Origin of the sequence: Streptomyces sp. NBC_00122, assembly GCF_045160845.1 — a bacterium.
Classification (GTDB): Bacteria; Actinomycetota; Actinomycetes; order Streptomycetales; family Streptomycetaceae; genus Streptomyces.
This window is the reverse complement of the sequence record NZ_CP108191.1, coordinates 152,221-169,538: the sequence shown is the minus strand read 5'-3', so window position 1 is coordinate 169,538 and position 17,318 is coordinate 152,221. Positions and strand designations below refer to the sequence as shown.

The window sequence follows — 17,318 nt, the reverse complement described above, 5'->3', positions numbered from 1 at the left end:
CCGCCCCTGTCCGGGCGGGGCGTACGCGGGTCAGAGGCCCTTGCGTACCCGGGCGGCGCGGCGGGCCTCGGCGGCCTGCCGGGCCTCCATCGTCTTGCGGGACTCCTTGCCCCTGCCCGGGCGGCCCGGCCGGGTGCCCATCCCGCGGAAGCCGAGCTCCGACCCCGAGGGCTTGCCCTTGGCGTCGGTCGGCGCGGAGCCGGCCAGGGGCACCCCGGAAGGAGCCTTCGCGCCGGTGATCCGGCTCAGGGCCGCCTCGCCGGAGCGCACCTGGGTGATGGTCGGCCGGACCCGTGCGTCGGCGAGCAGCCGGACGATGTCCCGCCGCTGGTTCGGCGTCACGAGGGTGACGACCTTGCCGGACTCGCCGGCCCGGGCGGTACGGCCGCCCCGGTGCAGGTAGTCCTTGTGGTCCGCGGGCGGGTCGACGTTGACCACGAGGTCGAGGTCGTCGATGTGGATACCGCGCGCCGCGACGTTGGTCGCGACCAGGACGGTCACGGCGCCGCTCTTGAACTGCGCCAGGGTCCGGGTGCGCTGCGGCTGCGACTTGCCGCTGTGCAGCCCCTCCGCCCGTACGCCCATGGCCCGCAGGTGCTTCACGAACTGGTCGACCCCGTGCTTGGTGTCGAGGAACATCAGCACCCGGTTGTCGCGGGCGGCGATCTCGGTCGCCGCCGAGATCTTGTCGGCCGCGTGGATGTGCAGCACGTGGTGGTCCATCGTGGTCACCGCGCCCGCCTGCGGGTCGACGGAGTGCGAGACCGGGTCCTTCAGGTACGTGCGCACGAGCTGGTCCACATTGCGGTCCAGGGTCGCCGAGAACAACATTCGCTGCCCCGCGTGGTGCACCTGGTCCAGGATCTCCGTGACCTGCGGCATGAATCCCATGTCGCACATCTGGTCCGCCTCGTCGAGCACGGTGATCTTCACCCGCTCCAGGTGGACGTCACGCCGCCCGACCAGGTCGCTCAGGCGCCCGGGGGTGGCCACCACTACCTCGGCGCCGGTGCGCAGCGTGCTCACCTGCCGCCCGATGGACAGCCCGCCGACCACGGTGGCCATCCGCAGGTTCAGGGCCTCGGCGTACGGAGCCAGCGCCTCGGTCACCTGCTGCGCCAGCTCCCGCGTCGGTACGAGGACCAGTGCCAGCGGGCGCTTCGGATCCGCCTGCTGTCCCGCGGTACGCGCCAGCATCGCCAGGCCGAAGGCGAGGGTCTTGCCCGACCCGGTCCGGCCGCGGCCGAGGACGTCCCGGCCGGCCAGCGCGTTCGGGAGCGTCGCGGCCTGGATGGGGAACGGCTCCTTGACCTCCAGCGAGGCCATGGTCGTCACCAGCTCAAGGGGCAGGTCGAGCTCGGAGAACGACTCCACCGGCGGCAGCGCCGGATTCTTCGGCTCGTGCATCGTGAACTCGCCCTGCGGCCCGATGCTCCGGGGGGTCTTGCCGCCGGACTTGGCCCCGGCCTTGGCACCGCCCTTCACACCGAAGCGTCCATGAACTGACGGGTTCCTCATGCAGGGCCTTTCGAAGCAAAGTGAAGAAGAAGGAAGAAGATGGTCAACCGCCCATGGTACCAGCGGGGGGCTGCTGCCCTCCGGCCTCCGGTTCCCCGTCCAGTTCGCCCGACCGCACCTGCGCGCAGTGGGCGCGCACCTCGGCCGCGGCGCGCTCGAACCAGTCGGCGATCACGGCGATCTCGTCGGGGGTGTAGTCGGCGAACAGGGCGCCGAGCCGGTCGTAGAACGGCTGGTAGACCGCGACGACCCGGGCGGCGGCCTCGGGCTCGGCCACCACCCGCACCCGGCGCCGGTCGGCGGGGTCGGGTCGGCGCCGCGCGTATCCGGCGCGTTCCAGGCGGTTGAGGACCCCGGTGACGGCGCCGGTGGTGAGGTCCACCAGCTCGGCGAGGTCACCGGCGGCCAGGGGGGTGTCCCCGGCGCCCAGGATGTGGCCCAGGCAGGTCAGGTCGGTGACGTTGAGCCCCAGCCGCTGTGCGACCTCCTGCTGTCCGACGATGCCCAGGGCGACGAACTGGTCCATGCGCGCCATCGCCTCCTCGGCCGTGGCCGGGGGGCGGGTCTTGCCCTCCACGCACATACTCCTTAGCATCTAAGTAACTTAGCTCGTGAGATAAATGAACCTTTCTCCGAGCCTACTGCCGACGGTCCGACCAGGGAGGATCATGAGTGCGCACGGTCACGTCGATCTCGGCCACACGGTGGCCGGCTGGACCGGTACGACCCTGGCCCTGCTGGGCTTCGCCGGAGCGGGCGCCGCGGTGTGCGCGGCGTGGACCCCCGGCATCTGGCTGGGCCTCGGCGTCGTCGTCGCGGCCGGGATCGTCACCTGGCTCCTCCACCTCGCGGGGTGGGGCAAGCCGAGCGGGCCGCGTCCCGAGGCCGAGTGGGACTGGCGCACCCGGGACACCGCGGCGCACACGGGCCATGCCGACTGCGTGGGCTGCCGGGTCGGCGGACCGCGGCGAGCCCGCGCGGCAGCCCCTCGGTCTCCGTCCCCCCTCGAAGCGTCTTGAGAAGGCGCCGATCCCTCGATTCACGGACAGGGCGGTCAGAAGTTCGAATACGCGCCACGCCACGGTTGGCCGCGTTCAGCGTGTGCTCCGAGGGACGTTTGGGCAGGATCAATGACGGCCGCATATGCGGCCCGCAGTGGAACGTTGAGAAGGATCAGCAAGATGGCAACAGGCATCGTGAAGTGGTTCAACTCGGAGAAGGGATTCGGGTTCATCCAGCAGGACGACGGCGGCCCGGACGTGTTCGTGCACTTCTCCGCCATCGAGACCACCGGCTTCAAGTCCCTGGAAGAGAACGCGAGGGTCGAGTACAACGTCACCCAGGGCCCCAAGGGCCCCCAGGCCGAGCGGGTGGTTCCCCTCCGGTAGTCCGCTTCACGAGCACCGCCCGTGATGGGAGCCCCGCCGGTCCGGCCGGCGGGGCTCTCGGCGTCCGCGGCGCGAAGGTCGCTCCCCGTCCTAAGCGGCCTGGTGGAGGGCCAGGAGCAGCCGCCACAGCTGGTCCGCCAGTCCGGCCGGATCCGCCGGGACGGCACCGTGCAGCCAGTCCGCCAGGACGCCGGTGAAGGTGGCGGCCACCGCCGACGCGACGAGATCGGAGTGCGGGGCGCCCGCCGCCGTGCGCTCGGCGTGCGCGCGGGCGCGCAGCTCCCGGTGGAGGCGGTCGCCGAGCGGTCCGCCGCCGCCCGGGAGGAGCAGCGTGCGGTAGAGCGGCGCCCGGTCCGCCGCGGCCGTCAGGAACGCGGCCAGCGCGGCGGGCGGCCGCGCCGGGGGAAGCGATCCGGGGCCCGTCTGCCAGGTGTGCAGGGCGTCGACCGCCGCGTGCACCACATCCGCGCAGGCGTCCACGGCGAGCGCGGTGAGGTCCTCGTAATGGAGGTAGAACGTGGCGCGGCCGACCTGCGCCCCGCGGACCACGGCCGAGACGCTGACCTCGGCGAGCGGCTTGTCCGCGCACTCGGCGAGCAGGCTCTCGCGCAGCCGCGCCTTCGTCCTCGCCGTGCGCGGGTCCGGCGCGCGCACGGCGGGCTCGCGCGGCTCCTGAGGGCTCACGCTGCCAGTGCCGCGCCGAGGGCCAGTGCCGCGGGCAGGGCCTGCACGATGAGGATCCGGCGGTTGGCGGTCGCGGCCCCGTACACCCCGGCGACGATCACGCAGACGAGGAAGAAGACCTGCGTGGCCAGCGAGTCGATGACGAGCGCCCAGACCAGCCCGGCGGCGAGGAAGCCGTTGTAGAGGCCCTGATTGGCGGCGAGCGGTGCGGTGAGCCGGGCGGTTTCCGCGTCGAAGCCGTGTAGCGCGCGCCCCGGCGGCCGCTGCCACAGGAACATCTCCAGGACCAGGAAGTACACGTGCAGCGCGGCCACGAGGCCGGTCAATATCTGAGCGACCGTGTGCATGGCCGCCTCCACTTCTCGGGGGACTAGATTTCCTGGACAACTGTACAGGAAATCCAGCCCCCCGATACCTGCGCACCCACCACCGGCCGGGTCAGTCCTCGCGGACGGAGATGGCCGAGACCGGGCAGGCCCGAGCGGCCTCCCGGACCAGCGCGCTCCTGGCGCCGTCCGCGCGGCCCGGGAGCAGCTCGCTGAAGCCGTCGTCGTCCTGGGTGAACACCCCGGGCGCGGTCAGCGCGCACTGGCCCGCGCCGATGCAGACGCCGGTGTCGATGTCGATGCGCAGCCGCCGGTCCGGCACGGCCCTCACCACGCCACGGGGAGTTCGACCATCCCCTGGATGGTGTCGCCGGGCTTGAAGGGGATCCGGTCTGGCTCGGCCGCCAGCCGCAGTCCGGGCAGCCGCTCGAAGAGCGTGCCCAGCGCGATCTCCATCTCCGCACGGGCCAGGTTCTGGCCCAGGCACTGGTGGATGCCGAAGCCGAAGGCCAGGTGGTGGCGGGTGGGCCGGTGCCAGTCCAGCGCGTCCGGCTCCTCGAAGACGGAGTCGTCGCGGTTGATGACGGAAGTGGAGAAGACGACCCCGTCGTCCGCGCGCACCGTCACCCCGCCGACGGCGATGTCCTCGGTCGCCACCCGCAGCATTCCGTCGGCGATCGACAGGAACCGCATCAGCTCCTCCACGGCCGAGGAGATGAGCGCCGGGTCGGCCCGCAGTTCGGCCAGCTGCTCCGGATGGCGCAGCAGGGTGAACGTGCCGAGCGAGATCATGTTGGCGGTCGTCTCGTGCCCCGCCACCAGCAGGATCACGGCGAGGGCGACCAGCTCCTCGACGTCGATCTCGCCCGTCTCCAGGCGCTGCGCGATGAGCTCGTCGAGCAGCCCGTCGCCGGGCTCCCGGCGCTTGCGCTCGATCAGGCCGACGAGATAGCCGTCCAGCCGGCGGCGGGCGTCCTCCACGTCGGCCGGCTCCGGGCCGCGCAGCAGCCGCCGCGACTGTCCCTCGAAGAACTCGTGGTCCTCGTACGGGACCCCGAGCAGGGCACAGATCACCATCGACGGCACCGGTAGGGCGAAGTCGCCCACCAGTTCGGCCTGCGGACCGCCCGCCACCATCTCGTCGATCAGCCGGTCCACGGTCTGCTGGATCCGCGGCCGCAGGGCGGCCGTCCGCTTCAGCGTGAAGCTGGGGATCAGCATCCGGCGCTGGACGTTGTGCTGGGGGTCGTCGACCCCGAGCAGTGCGGCACGCCGGTTCTGCAGCCCCTTGAACCGCCTGGTCGGCGCCGGGAAGGCCGCGTTGCGGCGGTCGGCGGAGAGCCGGCCGTCCGCGAGCAGGGCACGCGCCTCGGCGTGCCCGGTGACCACCCATACGGAGCGGCCGTCGAAGAGGGTGACGCGGGAGAGCGGCCGGCTCTCCCGCAGGGGTTCGTAAGCAGCCGGTGGGTGGTAGGGGCAGGTTCGGTCCTGAGGGAAGGCAACTGTCTCTGACATGGAGCACCTCGCAAGCGATGGTTCCGTCTCGCCGGACTCCATTACATGCCTGAGGCACCTATCCCACCTATGCCACTTTCGGCCAGATCACCCGAGTTCGCCCACAGGGCCCAACCGGCGGCCCGGCCTACGGAGGCGGCCTCAGAGGTGGGCGTCCAGGAACGCCCGGAACTCCTCGCGCGTCATCGGTCCGGCCTGGCTCGCGAATGCCTCACCGTCCCTGATGAGCACGGCGGTCGGCGCGCCGGTCACGCCGTAACGCCTGGTCGGGCCGGGGCAGCGGGTCATGTCGGTGCGGACGGCGGTGAACCGCGCCCCGTACTCCTCGGACAGCTCGCCGACGAGCGTGTCCATCGCCCGGCACGCCTCCAGGGCCTTCGGCCAGCTCCCGCAGAAGTAGGCGAGAACCGGCCCCGGCGCCATGGAGAGGATGAAGTCGAACTCCTGGTCCTCCAATGGCTGGTGTACCCGACGTGCCATGCGTGCCGCTCCTCGCTCCCATGCCTCCCGCGACCGGGAGGCGGCACCCATCATCGCCGCTGCACGCGGCGGCCGATTGTCAGTGGTGCCTGTGAAGCTTGGAGGCATGGACGACAGGATGCTCCGCCGCCGGGTCTACGGCGCCGACCACGACGATCCCGACCCAGGCCCCCGCCCCGGCCACGTCTACGGCGAACTCGTGGGCGGTCCCCTGGACGGGCTCCTCCTCGACATCACGGGCTGGAGCACCCCGCAGCTCGCGGAAGAGGCCCGGCTGTCCACGGAGATAGGGCGCTACGGGGCGGGCGGCCGTGCCCACTACCGCCGCCGGGCGGGCGATCCGGGGCGCTGGGACTGGACGGGCGACAGCCGCTGACCCGATCCGGGCCGGTCAGGGCGGCCGGGGGCCGGGGCCGGAGGTCGACGGGGCAGCCGGTCAGCGGGCCGCGGCGCCGCGGCTCACCTTCCCGGCCCACAGCACCAGCGGCACCTGGAGCGGCAGCCGGCCGAACGCCACGGCGCGCACGGCGGGGGAGCGGTGGCGCGCGTCGGCGGCCATCTTGACGTTCGCCGGGAACACGCCGACGAAGAAGGCGGCCGCGGCCATCGCGGCCGCCTTGCGGGTCCGCGGATGGGCGACCCCGGCGGCGAGCGCGAGCTCGGCCACCCCGCTCGCGTACGTCCACGCGCGCGGGCTGCCCGGCAGCGAGCGCGGGACGGTCGCGTCGAACTTCTCGGGCACGGCGGCGTGCGCGACCGCCGCCCCGGCCAGGAGGCCGGCGAGCAGGAGCGGCGAGGAAGGCGTGCGCGGCATGGGGGACCTTTCGGGGCGGCCTGGGCGGCGATCCTACTCGCGAGTAGGGGCGCGCCGGATGGCCCCTCCGGAAAATTCTCCGAAGAATCTTCGAGGAGCTGTCGATCCGGGCGCCTCCCGTTCGACGCAGGGGTGAGAGGCGGGGAGAGCCCCCGCCGCTCCCGACCGAGGAGTCACCATGCCGCGCTTCCTGACGATGATCCGCATCAACGAGCAGGACCTGCCGCCCGAGAAGTTCCCGGCCGAGTTCGAGCAGCGCATGGGCGCCCTGTTCGAGGAGATCACCAAGGCCGGGGTCATGCTGGACACCGCCGGGCTGCTCCCCACCTCCGAGGGGACCCGGCTCAGCTGGTCCGGCGGAAAGATCAGCTACACCGACGGCCCGTTCACGGAGACCAAGGAGGTCGTCGGCGGCTACTCCCTGACCCAGTGCAAGGACAAGGCCGAGGCCATCGAGTGGACGAAGAGGTTCCTGGAGATCCACCCGGCGGAGTGGAACGTGAGCGCCGAGGTCAGGGAGATCCAGGAGATGTGATCCGCGCCCCGTTTGCCCTGCCGCGTCACGGCTGCTCTGATGGGTGGCCGTGACGGCAGTGAGTACGGCCCAGGCGGTCGAAGCGGTGTTCCGGATCGAGTCCGCGCGCATCATCGCGGGCGTCGCCCGGATCGTGCGGGACGTCGGCATCGCCGAGGAACTCGCGCAGGACGCCCTCGTCGCCGCACTCGAACAGTGGCCGCAGTCCGGCGTCCCGGACCGGCCGGGCGCCTGGCTGATGGCCACCGCCAAGCACCGCGCGGTCGACCTCGTGCGCCGCAAGGAGACGTACGCGCGCAAACTCGCCGAGGTCGGCCGGAGCCTGGAGGACGTACCCGCCCCCGGCGAACCGGCCGACCCGGACGACATCGACGACGACCTGCTGCGGCTGATCTTCACCGCCTGCCATCCGGTGCTGGCGACCGAGGCCCGGATCGCACTCACCCTGCGCCTGATGGGCGGGCTGACGACCCAGGAGATCGCCCGCGCCTTCCTCGCCTCCGAGTCCACCGTCGCCCAGCGCATCGTCCGGGCGAAGCGGACGCTCGCCACCGCCGGCGTGCCCTTCGAAGTCCCGTACGGGGCCGACCGCGAGGCGCGGCTCGCCTCGGTCCTGGAGGTCATCTACCTCGTCTTCAACGAGGGCTACTCGGCCACCGCCGGCGAGGACCTCGTCCGCCCCGCCCTGTGCGAGGACGCCCTGCGGCTGGCCCGCGTCCTGGCGGCGCTGATGCCCAAGGAGCCCGAGGTGCACGGCCTGGCCGCGCTGCTGGAGTTCCAGGCGTCCCGGATGGCCACCCGTACCGGCCCCGACGGGGAACCGGTCCTGCTCGCCGACCAGAACCGGGCCCGGTGGAACCGGATGCTCATCCACCGGGGCATCGAGGCCATGCGCCGCGCAGGCAGCGGCCCGTACTCCCTGCAGGCCGCGATCGCCGGCTGCCACGCGGCGGCCGTCCGCTACGAGGACACCGACTGGCCGACGATCGCCGCCCTGTACGGGAGCCTCGTCACGCTCGTTCCGTCCCCGGTGGTGGAGCTCAACCGGGCGGTGGCCGTGTCGATGGCCCAGGGACCGGAGGCGGCGCTGCCGCTGGTCGACGCGCTGGCGCAGGAGCCGGGGCTGCGCGCCTACCACCTGCTGCCGAGCGTGCGGGGAGACCTGCTGGAGCGCCTCGGCCGGCCGGCTGAGGCCCGCGCCGAGTTCGAGCGGGCGGCCTCGCTCACCCGCAACGCGCGGGAGCGCGCCCTGCTCCGCAGCCGCGCGGCCCGCCTCTGACCGCAGCGGAACCGGCCGCCGCGGTCCTCCTTGCCGAGCCACCGGGCATCGGCCGTCCGCGTCCGACGCCCCGATACACGGCGCACGCCGTCGCCGGCCGCCAGGACCGGGGCCGGGGCTCAGCCGCGCCGGGCGTACGCGGCCACGTCGAGCGGTGACCCGACGGGCCGGCGCTGCGGGGTCAGCGCGACGGGCCGGCGGAACCCGCCCGAGCGGGCGATCTCCTGGACCTTCAGACGCAGCGCCTCCTGCAGGTCGCCCATGGTGCGGCGGGCCGCGACGGTGTCCACGTACAGGGAGTTCATGTGCATTCCGTCGGCGTCCCGCTGGAACCACGAGCAGGCTCCGTTGGCCCGCGCAGACCACACGTGGGTGGCGGGCCGCCACTCGTCGTGGCGGTCGGCGCCCCGGCACTTGCGCATGTCGATGTACGAGAAGAAGTTCACCGGGTAGGGCCACGAGCGGGCGGCGAACTCCTCGGGCGCCAGCAGCTCCCACGCGCGGACGAACGGCACGTCGATATGGCCGATCATCTCGGTGAATCCGGCCCGGACCGCGGCCATGACCTGCGCGAAGTCCCGGCCGGGAGAGGCGTCGAACTCGATGGGCATGGTGTTGACGAACCATCCCACCGAGTCCGCCCAGCCTTCCCGGCCGCGCTCGCTGACCGGCATCAGGCCCCGGTAGACGCCGGGGCCGCCCGCCTCGCGCAGGCACACCGCGACGGAGGCGAGCACCCCCATGAACGGCTTGCCGCCGACCGCCAGGCAGGTCTTCTCGAACACCTCCGCCTCACCCGCGTCCAGCAGCACGGAGGCTTCGTTGACGATCGGGTACATCCGGCCCGGTTCCACCCCGAGGTCGAGCGGGAAGCGGGGGAAGAACCCGCCGCCGCGCTCGATGAACTCCTTCCAGTAGCCCAGGCGTTCGTCGCCGGCGTCGATGGAGAGGTAGCGGCGCCGCTGCTCGTCGGCGAAGTCGAGGTAGCTGGGGGCGACCGGCGGCAGCCCGCTGTCCTCCCCGCGGCACAGGGCCTCGTAGTCGGTCAGCACCTCGTGGACGACGATCGGCATCGACATGCCGTCGCACACGATGTGGTCGAAGGCGAGATAGACCGTCGCGGAGTCCTCGCGCAGGACCGCGCCCATGGTGAACAGCGGCCAGGACAGGGTGTCGATGCTCCGCTTGAACCGCTCGACGAGGAAGTCCCGCAGGAGCTCGGAGGTCGCGAAGGCGCCCACGGGCTCGGCCTCGAGGGCGAGTTCGGCCGGGTCGAAGGGCTCACAGGCCAGTTCCCCGGCCAGCCTCCGGAACGCGCACCTCAGCACCTCGTGCCGCTGGACGAAGGCCAGCAGGGCGCGGGCCAGGGCCGGTTCGTCCAGCCGCCCGGCCACTTCGAAGGTGACCGCGATCCACGACGCGACGGGGTCGTCGGCGGCCCGGCTCTCCTCGGCGACGGTGAAGTGCTTGTCCTGGTTGAAGGACGCCTTCCTGCCCGCCGCGTCACCCGGGCCGTCGCTCTCCTCCGCCGCCGTGGACCGCAACCGCCACTCGACCACCCGACCAGGTGCCACTTGGTGCATTTCCAGAGGAAATTGCCGCATACCGTCATCCCTTCGCCCCCGAGTCAACCCCAAGGCCCCTAACGACCCCCGACCCGGGGAGGTGACGGAATCCGGTCCCGCGGGTGTCCTTCAGGCGTCGTCCCCGTCCGCGTCCCCGTCCGCGTCCGCGTCGTCGCGGCGCACCTCGATGTGGTCGGCGGCGAGGTCGACGGCCACGCGCTGCTCCATGCCCAGGGCCTCCAGGAACTTCTGCGGGAGCTGCACGCGGCCGGTGCGGTCCAGCATCACGTACTCGCGCTCGCTCACCGACTCCGCGCCGTGCTCGTCGGTGACCGTGCGGCGCAGGACCTCGCTGCTGGTGCGGCCGTCGCGGATGGCCACGGTGCGGCGGACCTCGCCCGCGACGAGCGGGTCGTGGGTCACGATGACCACGGTGGCGCCCAGCTCGCGGTTGACGGTGCGGAAGGCCTCGAAGATGGCGGCGCCGGTCTCGGAGTCGAGTTCTCCGGTGGGCTCGTCGGCGAGCAGGACCGCGGGATCGTTGGCCATGGCCACGGCGATCGCCACCCGCTGCTGCTGCCCGCCGGAGAGCTCGGCCGGCCGGCGGCCCGCCAGGTCGGGGATCTCCAGCGCTTCGAGGAGGTCGCGGACGCGGCCCGCGCGGCGCGCGGCGGCGCCCCGGGAGGCGCGGCCCCTCAGCTGCATGGGGAGGGCGATGTTCTGGGCCGCGGTCAGGAAGGGCAGCAGATTGCGGGCGGTCTGCTGCCAGACGAAGCCCACCGCCTCCCGCCGGTAGCGCAGCCGGTCCTTCGCGGACATTTCCAGCAGGTCGTAGCCGCCGACGGTGGCGGTGCCCGCCGTGGGGACGTCCAGTCCGGCCAGGATGTTCAGCAGGGTGGACTTGCCGCTGCCGGAGGCACCGACCAGGGCCACCAGGTCACCCTGGGCCACGGTCAGTTCGAGCCCCTGCAAGGCCTGTACCTCGACCCCGTCGGTGCTGAAGATGCGCACCAGGCGGTCGCAGGCGATGGCCGTGCCCGCCCCGGTCGTACGGGGCGCGGCGGCGGCCAGGGCCTGCGTGCGCAGCTCTTCGTAGGTCGGCTGGTCGGTGTTCACCGCTGGTCTCCCGCTCTCAACTCGGTGGTGATCTGTCGCCTTCCGGATATCGCGGCCTCCGCGAGCACACCCGCGGTGACCAGGGCCGTCAGGCCCAGCACCTGGGTCAGCACGGGCCGCGCGGCGAGCCGCAGCCCGGCCGGCACCTTCTCCCCGACCAGCGCGGACAGGTCCACGGCCGGGCCGAGCAGGGCCACGGCGGCCAGCGCGACCAGCCCGCCGCCGAGGGCGGCGACCAGGGCCTGCGGCAACGCCTCGGCCAGGATCAGGGCCACGCCCTGCCGGGGGCGCAGGCCCATGGTGCGCAGCCGCGCCAGCAGCGCCGCCCGCTCGGGCGCCGCGCGGACGAGGGTGAGGAGGACGGACAGCAGGGCGAAGCCCGCGGCGGCCGCGACGGCCGCCCAGAACAGCCGGCCGGCCGAGTGCTGGAGGGGTTCGCCGGCGAGTGCCGCGACGGAGGCGGCACTGGTCTTGACCGTGTAGTGGCCGGCGGTCGCGGCCGGAACCGTGGCGCGGATCAGGTCGTGCAGCCCGGTCTCGTCGACGGGCCCGGTCGCGAACCACCGGTTCGGGCGGGTGGTCTTGGGGATGTGGGCGCCGGCCGGTCCGGCCGGGAGCACGACGGTGGAGCCGCCCGGGCCCGCCACGGCGGGCGTGCCGTCGACCACACCGGCGGCCCTGACCGCGACTTCGTCGCTGCCGATCCGCACCCGCAGGGTGTCGGAGACGGCTCGCGCGGCGAGGTCGCGGCTCAGCAGCGCGGGCACGGGAGCGTCGGGGGCGCCGCCGGCGAGCAGCGCCGGGTCGAACCGGCCGCGCCCCACGGTGCGGGCCAGTTCCGCGTACGCCTCCGGCTCGGCGACGACCACCGTCACCTGGGTGGAGCCCTCCTTGGTGCCGAAGAGGAAGGTGTAGTCGTCCGTCCACACGGGGACGGACGTGCGTACGCCGGGCAGCGCGGCCGCGGCTCGGATCAGCTCCGGCGCGAGGGTGCCGGCCGCGGGCGCGATGACCTGGGCGTCGCCGCCGACGGTCTGCCGGACCGCCTGCAGCCGGGCGGTGTCCACCGAGCTCAGCACCGTGGCCCCGAAGCCGCCCGTGGTGACCGCGAGCAGCAGCGCGACCAGCGGTAGCACCGGGACGCGTGCCCGGCCGCCGGTGCCCCGGGCGGCCCGGGCCAGCCCCAGGAAGCCGATCAGGCCGGAACCCCGGCCCGCCGCCCGGGCCATCGCCCCGACGGCGGCGGGCAGCAGCCGGGCCAGGACGAGCGCGCCGGACAGCGCCAGCAGCAGCGGGGCGGCGACCACCAGCGGATCCAGTCCGCCGCCGGCGGGGGCGACCCCGCGACGGCGTACCTCGAACACGGCCGCGGCGGTGGCGGTGAGCACGAGCAGCTCGGCGACGAGCCGGCGGCGGGGGCGCGGCCGCCGCGGCGCGGACAGCAGCACGGCGGCGCGTACGGGGAAGGCCAGCAGCGCCAGGAGGGTGACGGCCGACGCCCCGGCCAGCGAGGCGGTCAGGCGCGGTGTCGGCAGCAGCAGTACGGCGAGCCAAGTGGCCAGCGCGGCGGCCGGCAGCACGGTGACGGCGGCCTCACCGAGCAGGCGGCCCACGACGGTGCGGCGCGAGCCGCCGCGTGCGAGCAGCAGCCGCAGTTCGGCCTCGCGCCGGTCCCCGGTGAGCGCGGCGGCGAGGCAGAACACGACGAGGGCCACCCCGGCGACTCCGGCCGTGCCGATCGCGGCGAGTGGCGCGGCGGCCTGGCGACGGGCCTCGGCCTGCTTGAACAGTTCCGGCAGGCGGGAGTTGATGCGCAGCTCGGGGCGCTGGGTGGCGCGTGTCAGCGCGGAGGAGGTGGGGCCGGCCACGTAGGCGGCGATCTCCCGGGTGACGGCGGGCAGCTGGTCGGCCCGCAGGACCGCGGTGTCGACCGGCAGCCGCCAGAAGTCTTCGGCGCCGTCGCCCCAGACGGCGAGCGGGTCGAGGCCGTCCGGGCCGACCAGGGCGGCCGTCTGCCAGTACAGCTGGGGCACGACGGTGGGAGTGAAGGCCTGGCAGGCCTTGGTCAGGCAGGGCAGGTCGGTCCAGTAGACGTCCGTCGGGTCGGCGGCGTCGTAGAGGCCGACCACCTCGGCCCGGGCCGTACCGGCGGTGCCCGGTACGGATTCCAGCACGGTGCCGAGCGGGACCCGGAGGGTCTCGGACGCCGCGCGCGACAGCGCGACCTGGACCGGGGCGCCGGGGGCGGCGCCGCCAGGCCAGCGCCCGGCCACGAGAGACACGTGCGCGGCGGCCTCGGGCAGGCGGATCAGCGTGAGCCGCGGGTCGACACCATCGGGACGCGGCATGTCGGGGTTGGTGAGGCTGCGCGATTTCACACCGAGGGTGCCGTGCACCGGACCGCTCGCATCGAGCCTGAAGGACCCGCCGGTACGCGAACGCAGCGTGGCGAGCACGGAGTCCAGCTCCTGGGGGCTCTGCCGGCCGTACCGGGCGGGCGCGGTGGCGAGCAGGCTCGTCGGGCCGGGGCCCCGGTCGTGCAGGAAGGAGCGCAGCGCCTGGTCGGAGCCCCGGTCGACGGCGCGCGGCAGGGCGGCCGCCAGCAGGACGGCGACGAAGGCGAGGGCGGCGCCGAGCAGCGCGGTCAGCGGCGCGGCGCGCAGCCGGGTCCGTACCCAGGGCGCGGGGCGGGTCCCGCGCCCGTCGGCGGCGGTCGGGGCCGGGCGGGTCACATGTCCTCCAAGAGGCGCAGCCGTTCGGCGGAGCCCCGGACGGTCCGGTCACGGCGGCCGCCGAACACGGCCGACAGCAGCGGCACCGCGGCGACCGCGGCGGCCATCAGCAGGGTCTGGGCAGCCGGCAGGTCCACCAGCACCCCGGGCACCGGCCGCCGCGCGGCCGGCGTCAGCACCACCAGCGGCACCACCATGTGGACGATGGCGGCGCCGAGCCCCAGCCCGACGGCGGTGCCCAGGCCCACCAGGACACCGCTATCGGCGGCGGCCGTCCGGCCCAGCCCGCGGCGGGGCGCACCGAGCGCCAGCAGCACGGCGAACTCCCGGGCCCGTTCCCGCCCGGTGGCAGCGGCGGCGGCCCCGAAGCCGATCGCCGCCAGCACCGCGCAGGCCACCGCGAGGGCGGCGAGCGCGCTCTGGGGGCCCGCGCTCAGCGGGTCGTCCAGCAGGGCGGCGGCCACTTCCTCGCGCAGCTCCACCTGCTGCGACCCGGCCGCGGAGCGCAGTGCGGCGGCGGCCTGCGCGGGGACGGGGTCGCCCGCGGAGGCGGCCGGCAGCCACCACTCGCCGGGGGCGGGCAGCTCCCTCGCGCCGTCGGCGGCCAACAGCCGCCCGGCGGTGGCCAGATCGACGGCCAGCGCGCTGTCACCGGCCACCGGCAGGGAGCCGACGGCCGCGGTGATCCGCACCGGCACGCTCGCGCTGCCCAGGGGAACGCGGACCAGATCGCCGACGGACGCGCCGACGGCGGCGAGGTACCCGCGGGTGGCGATGCCGGGCACCTCGGCCGCGGGAGCACCGCCGGGGACCAGCCCGATCCGGACGCCGGCGAGGGTGTCGGAGCCGCCGCGGTAGCGCAGCCGCAGCAGTGCCGGGCCGCCCTGGCCGCCCTCAGCGCCCGGCAGCAGTTCGGCGACGGCAGCGCCGCTGGTCAGGGCCGGGGTGCTCAGGGCCCAGGCAGACGCGCCGCCGGGGACGGGCAGGGCCTCGCCGTGCGGGCTGTCGGCGACGGCGAGCCGGCGTACGGTCAGCTCCCCGGTGAGATCCCGCGGGCCGGGCGCCACCCCGTCGTCGGAGGGGTCGGGGCCGGGGTCCTCCATGCCGTACGAGAACACCAGCCCGGCCAGGTTCAGCGGCGCGGCGGCGGACCCGAGCGGGGCCCCGGTGAGCGCGTCCAGGTCCACCGATACGGTCGCTTCCCCTGCCTCGGGCAGCTGGAGCATCGGAGTCCGGAAGGTGAGGCCGAACCGGTCGCGCAGCAGCAGCCCCAGGCCGGGGTGGCTGCCGACTCCCGGCGCCCGTACCGTCACGTCCACGTCGATGCGCCGCGGCCGGCCGGGCAGCGCGATGCCGCCCGCGCCCGTGCCGCCGTCCACGGCGAGGGGCTTGAACAGCTCCCGCATGGCGCGCCCGTCCCGCAAGTCGGCGCGCAGCGGCACCCGTTCGGCCACCCCGGCGGCGTCCAGCGCGAGCACCTCCCCGGCGCGCCCGCCCGGCAGCTCCTGCTTGGCACGGATCACCGGGATCACCCGCTCGCCGCCGGGCAGTGACGCGTAGCGTCCGCCCCGGCCCGGCGAGGCCAGTTCGCTGCCCGATATCCGCAGGCCGCCGGCGGTGGCGAAGTCGGCCTGGTCGCGCTGGGACGCGGACCAGGCGGTGTGCTGGCCGAGCGCCAGGACCCCGCTGGACACGGCGAGGACCAGCAGCAGCACGGGGCCGGTGGCCCGCCCGGGCCGGCGGGCGAGCTGCCAGCCGACCAGTGCGGGGCCCAGCCCGCGGCCGCGGGCGGCCAGCCGCCCGCCCAGCCGCGCGGCGAACGGCAGCAGCCGCAGCACCAGGAGGGTGCCGGCGCACAGGGCCAGGGTCGGCGCGGCCACCAGCACCGGGTCGACGCCGAGTCCGCCGCCCGCCCCGGCCGGGGCGGGCCCGTGGCCGCTGTACTGCGCCAGCTGCTGGTAGGCGAGGACGGCGAGCACCACCAGCGCCAGGTCCGCGCCGGACCGGGCGGCCCCCGCGACGAGGGCCTGACGGCGGCCGCTGCGGCGCAGGGCGGCGGCGCCCGCGCCGCGCAGTACGGCCGGAAGCGCGGTCAGGGCCACGCACCCGAGGGCGCAGGCGCCCGCGACGGGCCACAGCAGCCAGCCCCCGGACGTGTCGAACGGGACCTGCGACAGCGGGCCGAATCCGCCGAGCAGGTCCAGCAGGGGCGGGGCGAGCAGCGGTGCGAGAACGGCGGCGGGCAGCGCCAGGAGCAGCGACCCGGCGGCGCCGAGGGCGCCGAGCCGTGCGCGTGAGGCGCCGCGCGCGGTGAGCAGGACGCGCTCGGGTTCCTGGCGGTCCGTCAGCAGGTGGGCGACCAGCAGCAGGGCGGCCGCGGCGAGGACGGCGAGCTGGAGCGCGCCGACCAGCAGGGAAGAACGGGCGACGAGTTGAGCGGACTCCAACTCGCCGAGCAGTGCCGGAAGTTCGCTCCTGATCTGGAGGCCGGCGGGGATCTTGACACCGGCTCCGGCCGGGCCGCCGGCCAGTGGCGCCGCGCGTTCGCGCAGGACCTCGGCCTCGGCGGGGCGCACGGCGGCGAAGTCGGGGGCGAGGAGCGAGGCACGGCTGTTCTGCGCGAGCCCGCCCGCGGTGAAGGCGCTGCCGTCGACGAGCAGCGGGCCGTAGGTGGTGAAACTGCCGACCTGGACCTCGCGGCCGCCGAGCGGGTCGAGCCGCCAGTACGCGGCCCCGGGATCGGCCGCCTGGTAGACGCCGGTGACCAGCACGGTGAGCGGGGCGCCGCCGTACCGGTCGTCCAGGTGCAGCTCGGCGGGCAGCGCGGCCTCGGTCAGTCCGAGCCGGACCAGCGCCGCCCGGGGCACGGCCACCGGCAGCCGGGACGGATCCGCCCCGCCCGGTCCGCCCGCCGCCTGCGGCCACTGGCCCGCGAGGAGCCGTACGCGGTCCCGGTCGAGGGAGGCGAGCAGTGTCAGATCGGCGTCCTTGCCGGGCGCGCTGCCACCTTGCAGGCCGTACGGACGGCTGCGCGCCACCGACTCGACGCCGTACGGGATCCCGCCGAACAGCTCGCCCGCGAAGGCCCGTACGGCCCCGTCGCCCCCGGGGCCGGCCGACCCCGGATGCTCGTCGGTGACCAGGACGGTGGCCCGGCTCCAGCCCGGCCCCTGGAGCGCCTGGCGCAGTCCCGCCTCGCCCACACCACGGGTGAAGGCGAACAGTGCCGTCAGCACGGTCGTGGTGATCAGTACGGTGAGCAGTACGGCGGCAGCGAGCGGCAATCGCCCGCGCAGCCGGCGCACGACGAAGCCGAGCATGTGCCTTGTTCCTCCCCCGTCCGGACCTCTGGCACCGGATAGCGGA

General features: G+C 74.6%; 17 protein-coding genes. 5 read left to right on the top strand and 12 right to left on the bottom strand.

Annotation, left to right across the window (positions count from 1 at the left end; translation table 11 throughout):
• Positions 1-30: 30 nt before the first annotated feature.
• A complete protein-coding gene (locus tag OG737_RS00785) occupies positions 31-1,518 on the bottom strand; it encodes a DEAD/DEAH box helicase (protein ID WP_405680433.1) in 1,488 nt (495 codons plus the stop codon).
• Positions 1,519-1,561: 43 nt separating this feature from the next.
• Complete coding sequence (locus OG737_RS00780; protein WP_328924168.1) at positions 1,562-2,095, bottom strand: MarR family transcriptional regulator; 534 nt, start codon at positions 2,093-2,095, stop codon at positions 1,562-1,564.
• 91 nt (positions 2,096-2,186) lie between these two features.
• Here OG737_RS00780 and OG737_RS00775 point away from each other — a divergent pair, with 91 nt between their 5' ends.
• Together OG737_RS00775 and OG737_RS00770 are read left to right on the top strand one after the other, a co-directional pair.
• Complete coding sequence (locus OG737_RS00775) at positions 2,187-2,537, top strand: HGxxPAAW family protein (protein WP_328924167.1); 351 nt, start codon at positions 2,187-2,189, stop codon at positions 2,535-2,537.
• 162 nt (positions 2,538-2,699) lie between these two features.
• Positions 2,700-2,906: a cold-shock protein gene (locus OG737_RS00770; protein WP_328924166.1), complete on the top strand. Its 207-nt coding sequence runs from the start codon at positions 2,700-2,702 to the stop codon at positions 2,904-2,906.
• A 90-nt stretch (positions 2,907-2,996) separates the two neighbouring features.
• On the opposite strand, the gene OG737_RS00765 is transcribed toward OG737_RS00770, so the two are convergent.
• From OG737_RS00765 to OG737_RS00745, 5 genes are all read right to left on the bottom strand, one after another.
• The gene (locus OG737_RS00765) at positions 2,997-3,590 is read right to left on the bottom strand and encodes a TetR/AcrR family transcriptional regulator (RefSeq protein WP_328924165.1); all 594 of its coding nucleotides are present in this window, start codon (positions 3,588-3,590) and stop codon (positions 2,997-2,999) included.
• Complete coding sequence (locus OG737_RS00760) at positions 3,587-3,937, bottom strand: DUF1304 domain-containing protein (RefSeq protein WP_328924164.1); 351 nt, start codon at positions 3,935-3,937, stop codon at positions 3,587-3,589. The genes OG737_RS00765 and OG737_RS00760 overlap by 4 nt, the downstream gene beginning before the upstream one ends.
• A gap of 91 nt (positions 3,938-4,028) precedes the next feature.
• Positions 4,029-4,223, bottom strand: a complete 195-nt coding sequence (locus OG737_RS00755; RefSeq protein WP_328930166.1) for a ferredoxin — start codon at positions 4,221-4,223, stop codon at positions 4,029-4,031.
• 20 nt (positions 4,224-4,243) lie between these two features.
• On the bottom strand, positions 4,244-5,431 hold the full coding sequence (locus tag OG737_RS00750) for a cytochrome P450 (protein ID WP_405921076.1): 1,188 nt from the start codon (positions 5,429-5,431) through the stop codon (positions 4,244-4,246).
• 141 nt (positions 5,432-5,572) lie between these two features.
• A complete protein-coding gene (locus OG737_RS00745) occupies positions 5,573-5,911 on the bottom strand; it encodes a thioredoxin domain-containing protein (protein WP_328924162.1) in 339 nt (112 codons plus the stop codon).
• A 106-nt stretch (positions 5,912-6,017) separates the two neighbouring features.
• On the opposite strand from OG737_RS00745, the gene OG737_RS00740 reads away from it, so the two are divergent.
• Positions 6,018-6,287 carry a hypothetical protein gene (locus OG737_RS00740; protein WP_328924161.1) on the top strand — a complete coding sequence of 90 codons (270 nt, stop codon included), beginning with the start codon at positions 6,018-6,020 and terminating at the stop codon, positions 6,285-6,287.
• A 60-nt stretch (positions 6,288-6,347) separates the two neighbouring features.
• On the opposite strand, the gene OG737_RS00735 is transcribed toward OG737_RS00740, so the two are convergent.
• Entirely contained in the window at positions 6,348-6,725 is a 378-nt protein-coding gene (locus tag OG737_RS00735) for a hypothetical protein (RefSeq protein WP_328924160.1), read from the bottom strand.
• A gap of 178 nt (positions 6,726-6,903) precedes the next feature.
• On the opposite strand from OG737_RS00735, the gene OG737_RS00730 reads away from it, so the two are divergent.
• Both OG737_RS00730 and OG737_RS00725 read left to right on the top strand, forming a co-directional pair.
• Positions 6,904-7,260, top strand: a complete 357-nt coding sequence (locus OG737_RS00730) for a YciI family protein (RefSeq protein WP_328924159.1) — start codon at positions 6,904-6,906, stop codon at positions 7,258-7,260.
• Between the two features lie 58 nt (positions 7,261-7,318).
• Positions 7,319-8,539, top strand: coding sequence for an RNA polymerase sigma factor (locus OG737_RS00725; RefSeq protein ID WP_405922390.1), 1,221 nt, complete (start codon positions 7,319-7,321; stop codon positions 8,537-8,539).
• Between the two features lie 119 nt (positions 8,540-8,658).
• Here the strand turns inward: OG737_RS00725 and OG737_RS00720 are convergent, their stop codons facing one another.
• The 4 genes from OG737_RS00720 to OG737_RS00705 all read right to left on the bottom strand — a co-directional run bounded on the left by OG737_RS00720 (position 8,659) and on the right by OG737_RS00705 (position 17,272).
• A complete protein-coding gene (locus tag OG737_RS00720; protein ID WP_405680437.1) occupies positions 8,659-10,143 on the bottom strand; it encodes a condensation domain-containing protein in 1,485 nt (494 codons plus the stop codon).
• A gap of 90 nt (positions 10,144-10,233) precedes the next feature.
• Positions 10,234-11,220, bottom strand: coding sequence for an ABC transporter ATP-binding protein (locus OG737_RS00715; protein ID WP_405680438.1), 987 nt, complete (start codon positions 11,218-11,220; stop codon positions 10,234-10,236).
• Positions 11,217-13,952, bottom strand: a complete 2,736-nt coding sequence (locus tag OG737_RS00710) for a hypothetical protein (RefSeq protein ID WP_405921075.1) — start codon at positions 13,950-13,952, stop codon at positions 11,217-11,219. The genes OG737_RS00715 and OG737_RS00710 overlap by 4 nt, the downstream gene beginning before the upstream one ends.
• Positions 13,949-17,272, bottom strand: coding sequence for an FtsX-like permease family protein (locus OG737_RS00705; protein WP_328924156.1), 3,324 nt, complete (start codon positions 17,270-17,272; stop codon positions 13,949-13,951). The genes OG737_RS00710 and OG737_RS00705 overlap by 4 nt, the downstream gene beginning before the upstream one ends.
• Positions 17,273-17,318 lie beyond the last annotated feature (46 nt).

Excerpts from the sequence above, each read along its gene's own strand:
- OG737_RS00785 (WP_405680433.1), bottom strand. The coding sequence starts at position 1,518 with ATGAGGAACCCGTCAGTTCATGGACGCTTCGGTGTGAAGGGCGGTGCC.
- OG737_RS00775 (WP_328924167.1), top strand. The coding sequence starts at position 2,187 with ATGAGTGCGCACGGTCACGTCGATCTCGGCCACACGGTGGCCGGCTGG.
- OG737_RS00770 (WP_328924166.1), top strand. The coding sequence starts at position 2,700 with ATGGCAACAGGCATCGTGAAGTGGTTCAACTCGGAGAAGGGATTCGGG.
- OG737_RS00760 (WP_328924164.1), bottom strand. The coding sequence starts at position 3,937 with ATGCACACGGTCGCTCAGATATTGACCGGCCTCGTGGCCGCGCTGCAC.
- OG737_RS00750 (WP_405921076.1), bottom strand. The coding sequence starts at position 5,431 with ATGTCAGAGACAGTTGCCTTCCCTCAGGACCGAACCTGCCCCTACCAC.
- OG737_RS00745 (WP_328924162.1), bottom strand. The coding sequence starts at position 5,911 with ATGGCACGTCGGGTACACCAGCCATTGGAGGACCAGGAGTTCGACTTC.
- OG737_RS00740 (WP_328924161.1), top strand. The coding sequence starts at position 6,018 with ATGGACGACAGGATGCTCCGCCGCCGGGTCTACGGCGCCGACCACGAC.
- OG737_RS00735 (WP_328924160.1), bottom strand. The coding sequence starts at position 6,725 with ATGCCGCGCACGCCTTCCTCGCCGCTCCTGCTCGCCGGCCTCCTGGCC.
- OG737_RS00730 (WP_328924159.1), top strand. The coding sequence starts at position 6,904 with ATGCCGCGCTTCCTGACGATGATCCGCATCAACGAGCAGGACCTGCCG.
- OG737_RS00720 (WP_405680437.1), bottom strand. The coding sequence starts at position 10,143 with ATGCGGCAATTTCCTCTGGAAATGCACCAAGTGGCACCTGGTCGGGTG.
- OG737_RS00705 (WP_328924156.1), bottom strand. The coding sequence starts at position 17,272 with ATGCTCGGCTTCGTCGTGCGCCGGCTGCGCGGGCGATTGCCGCTCGCT.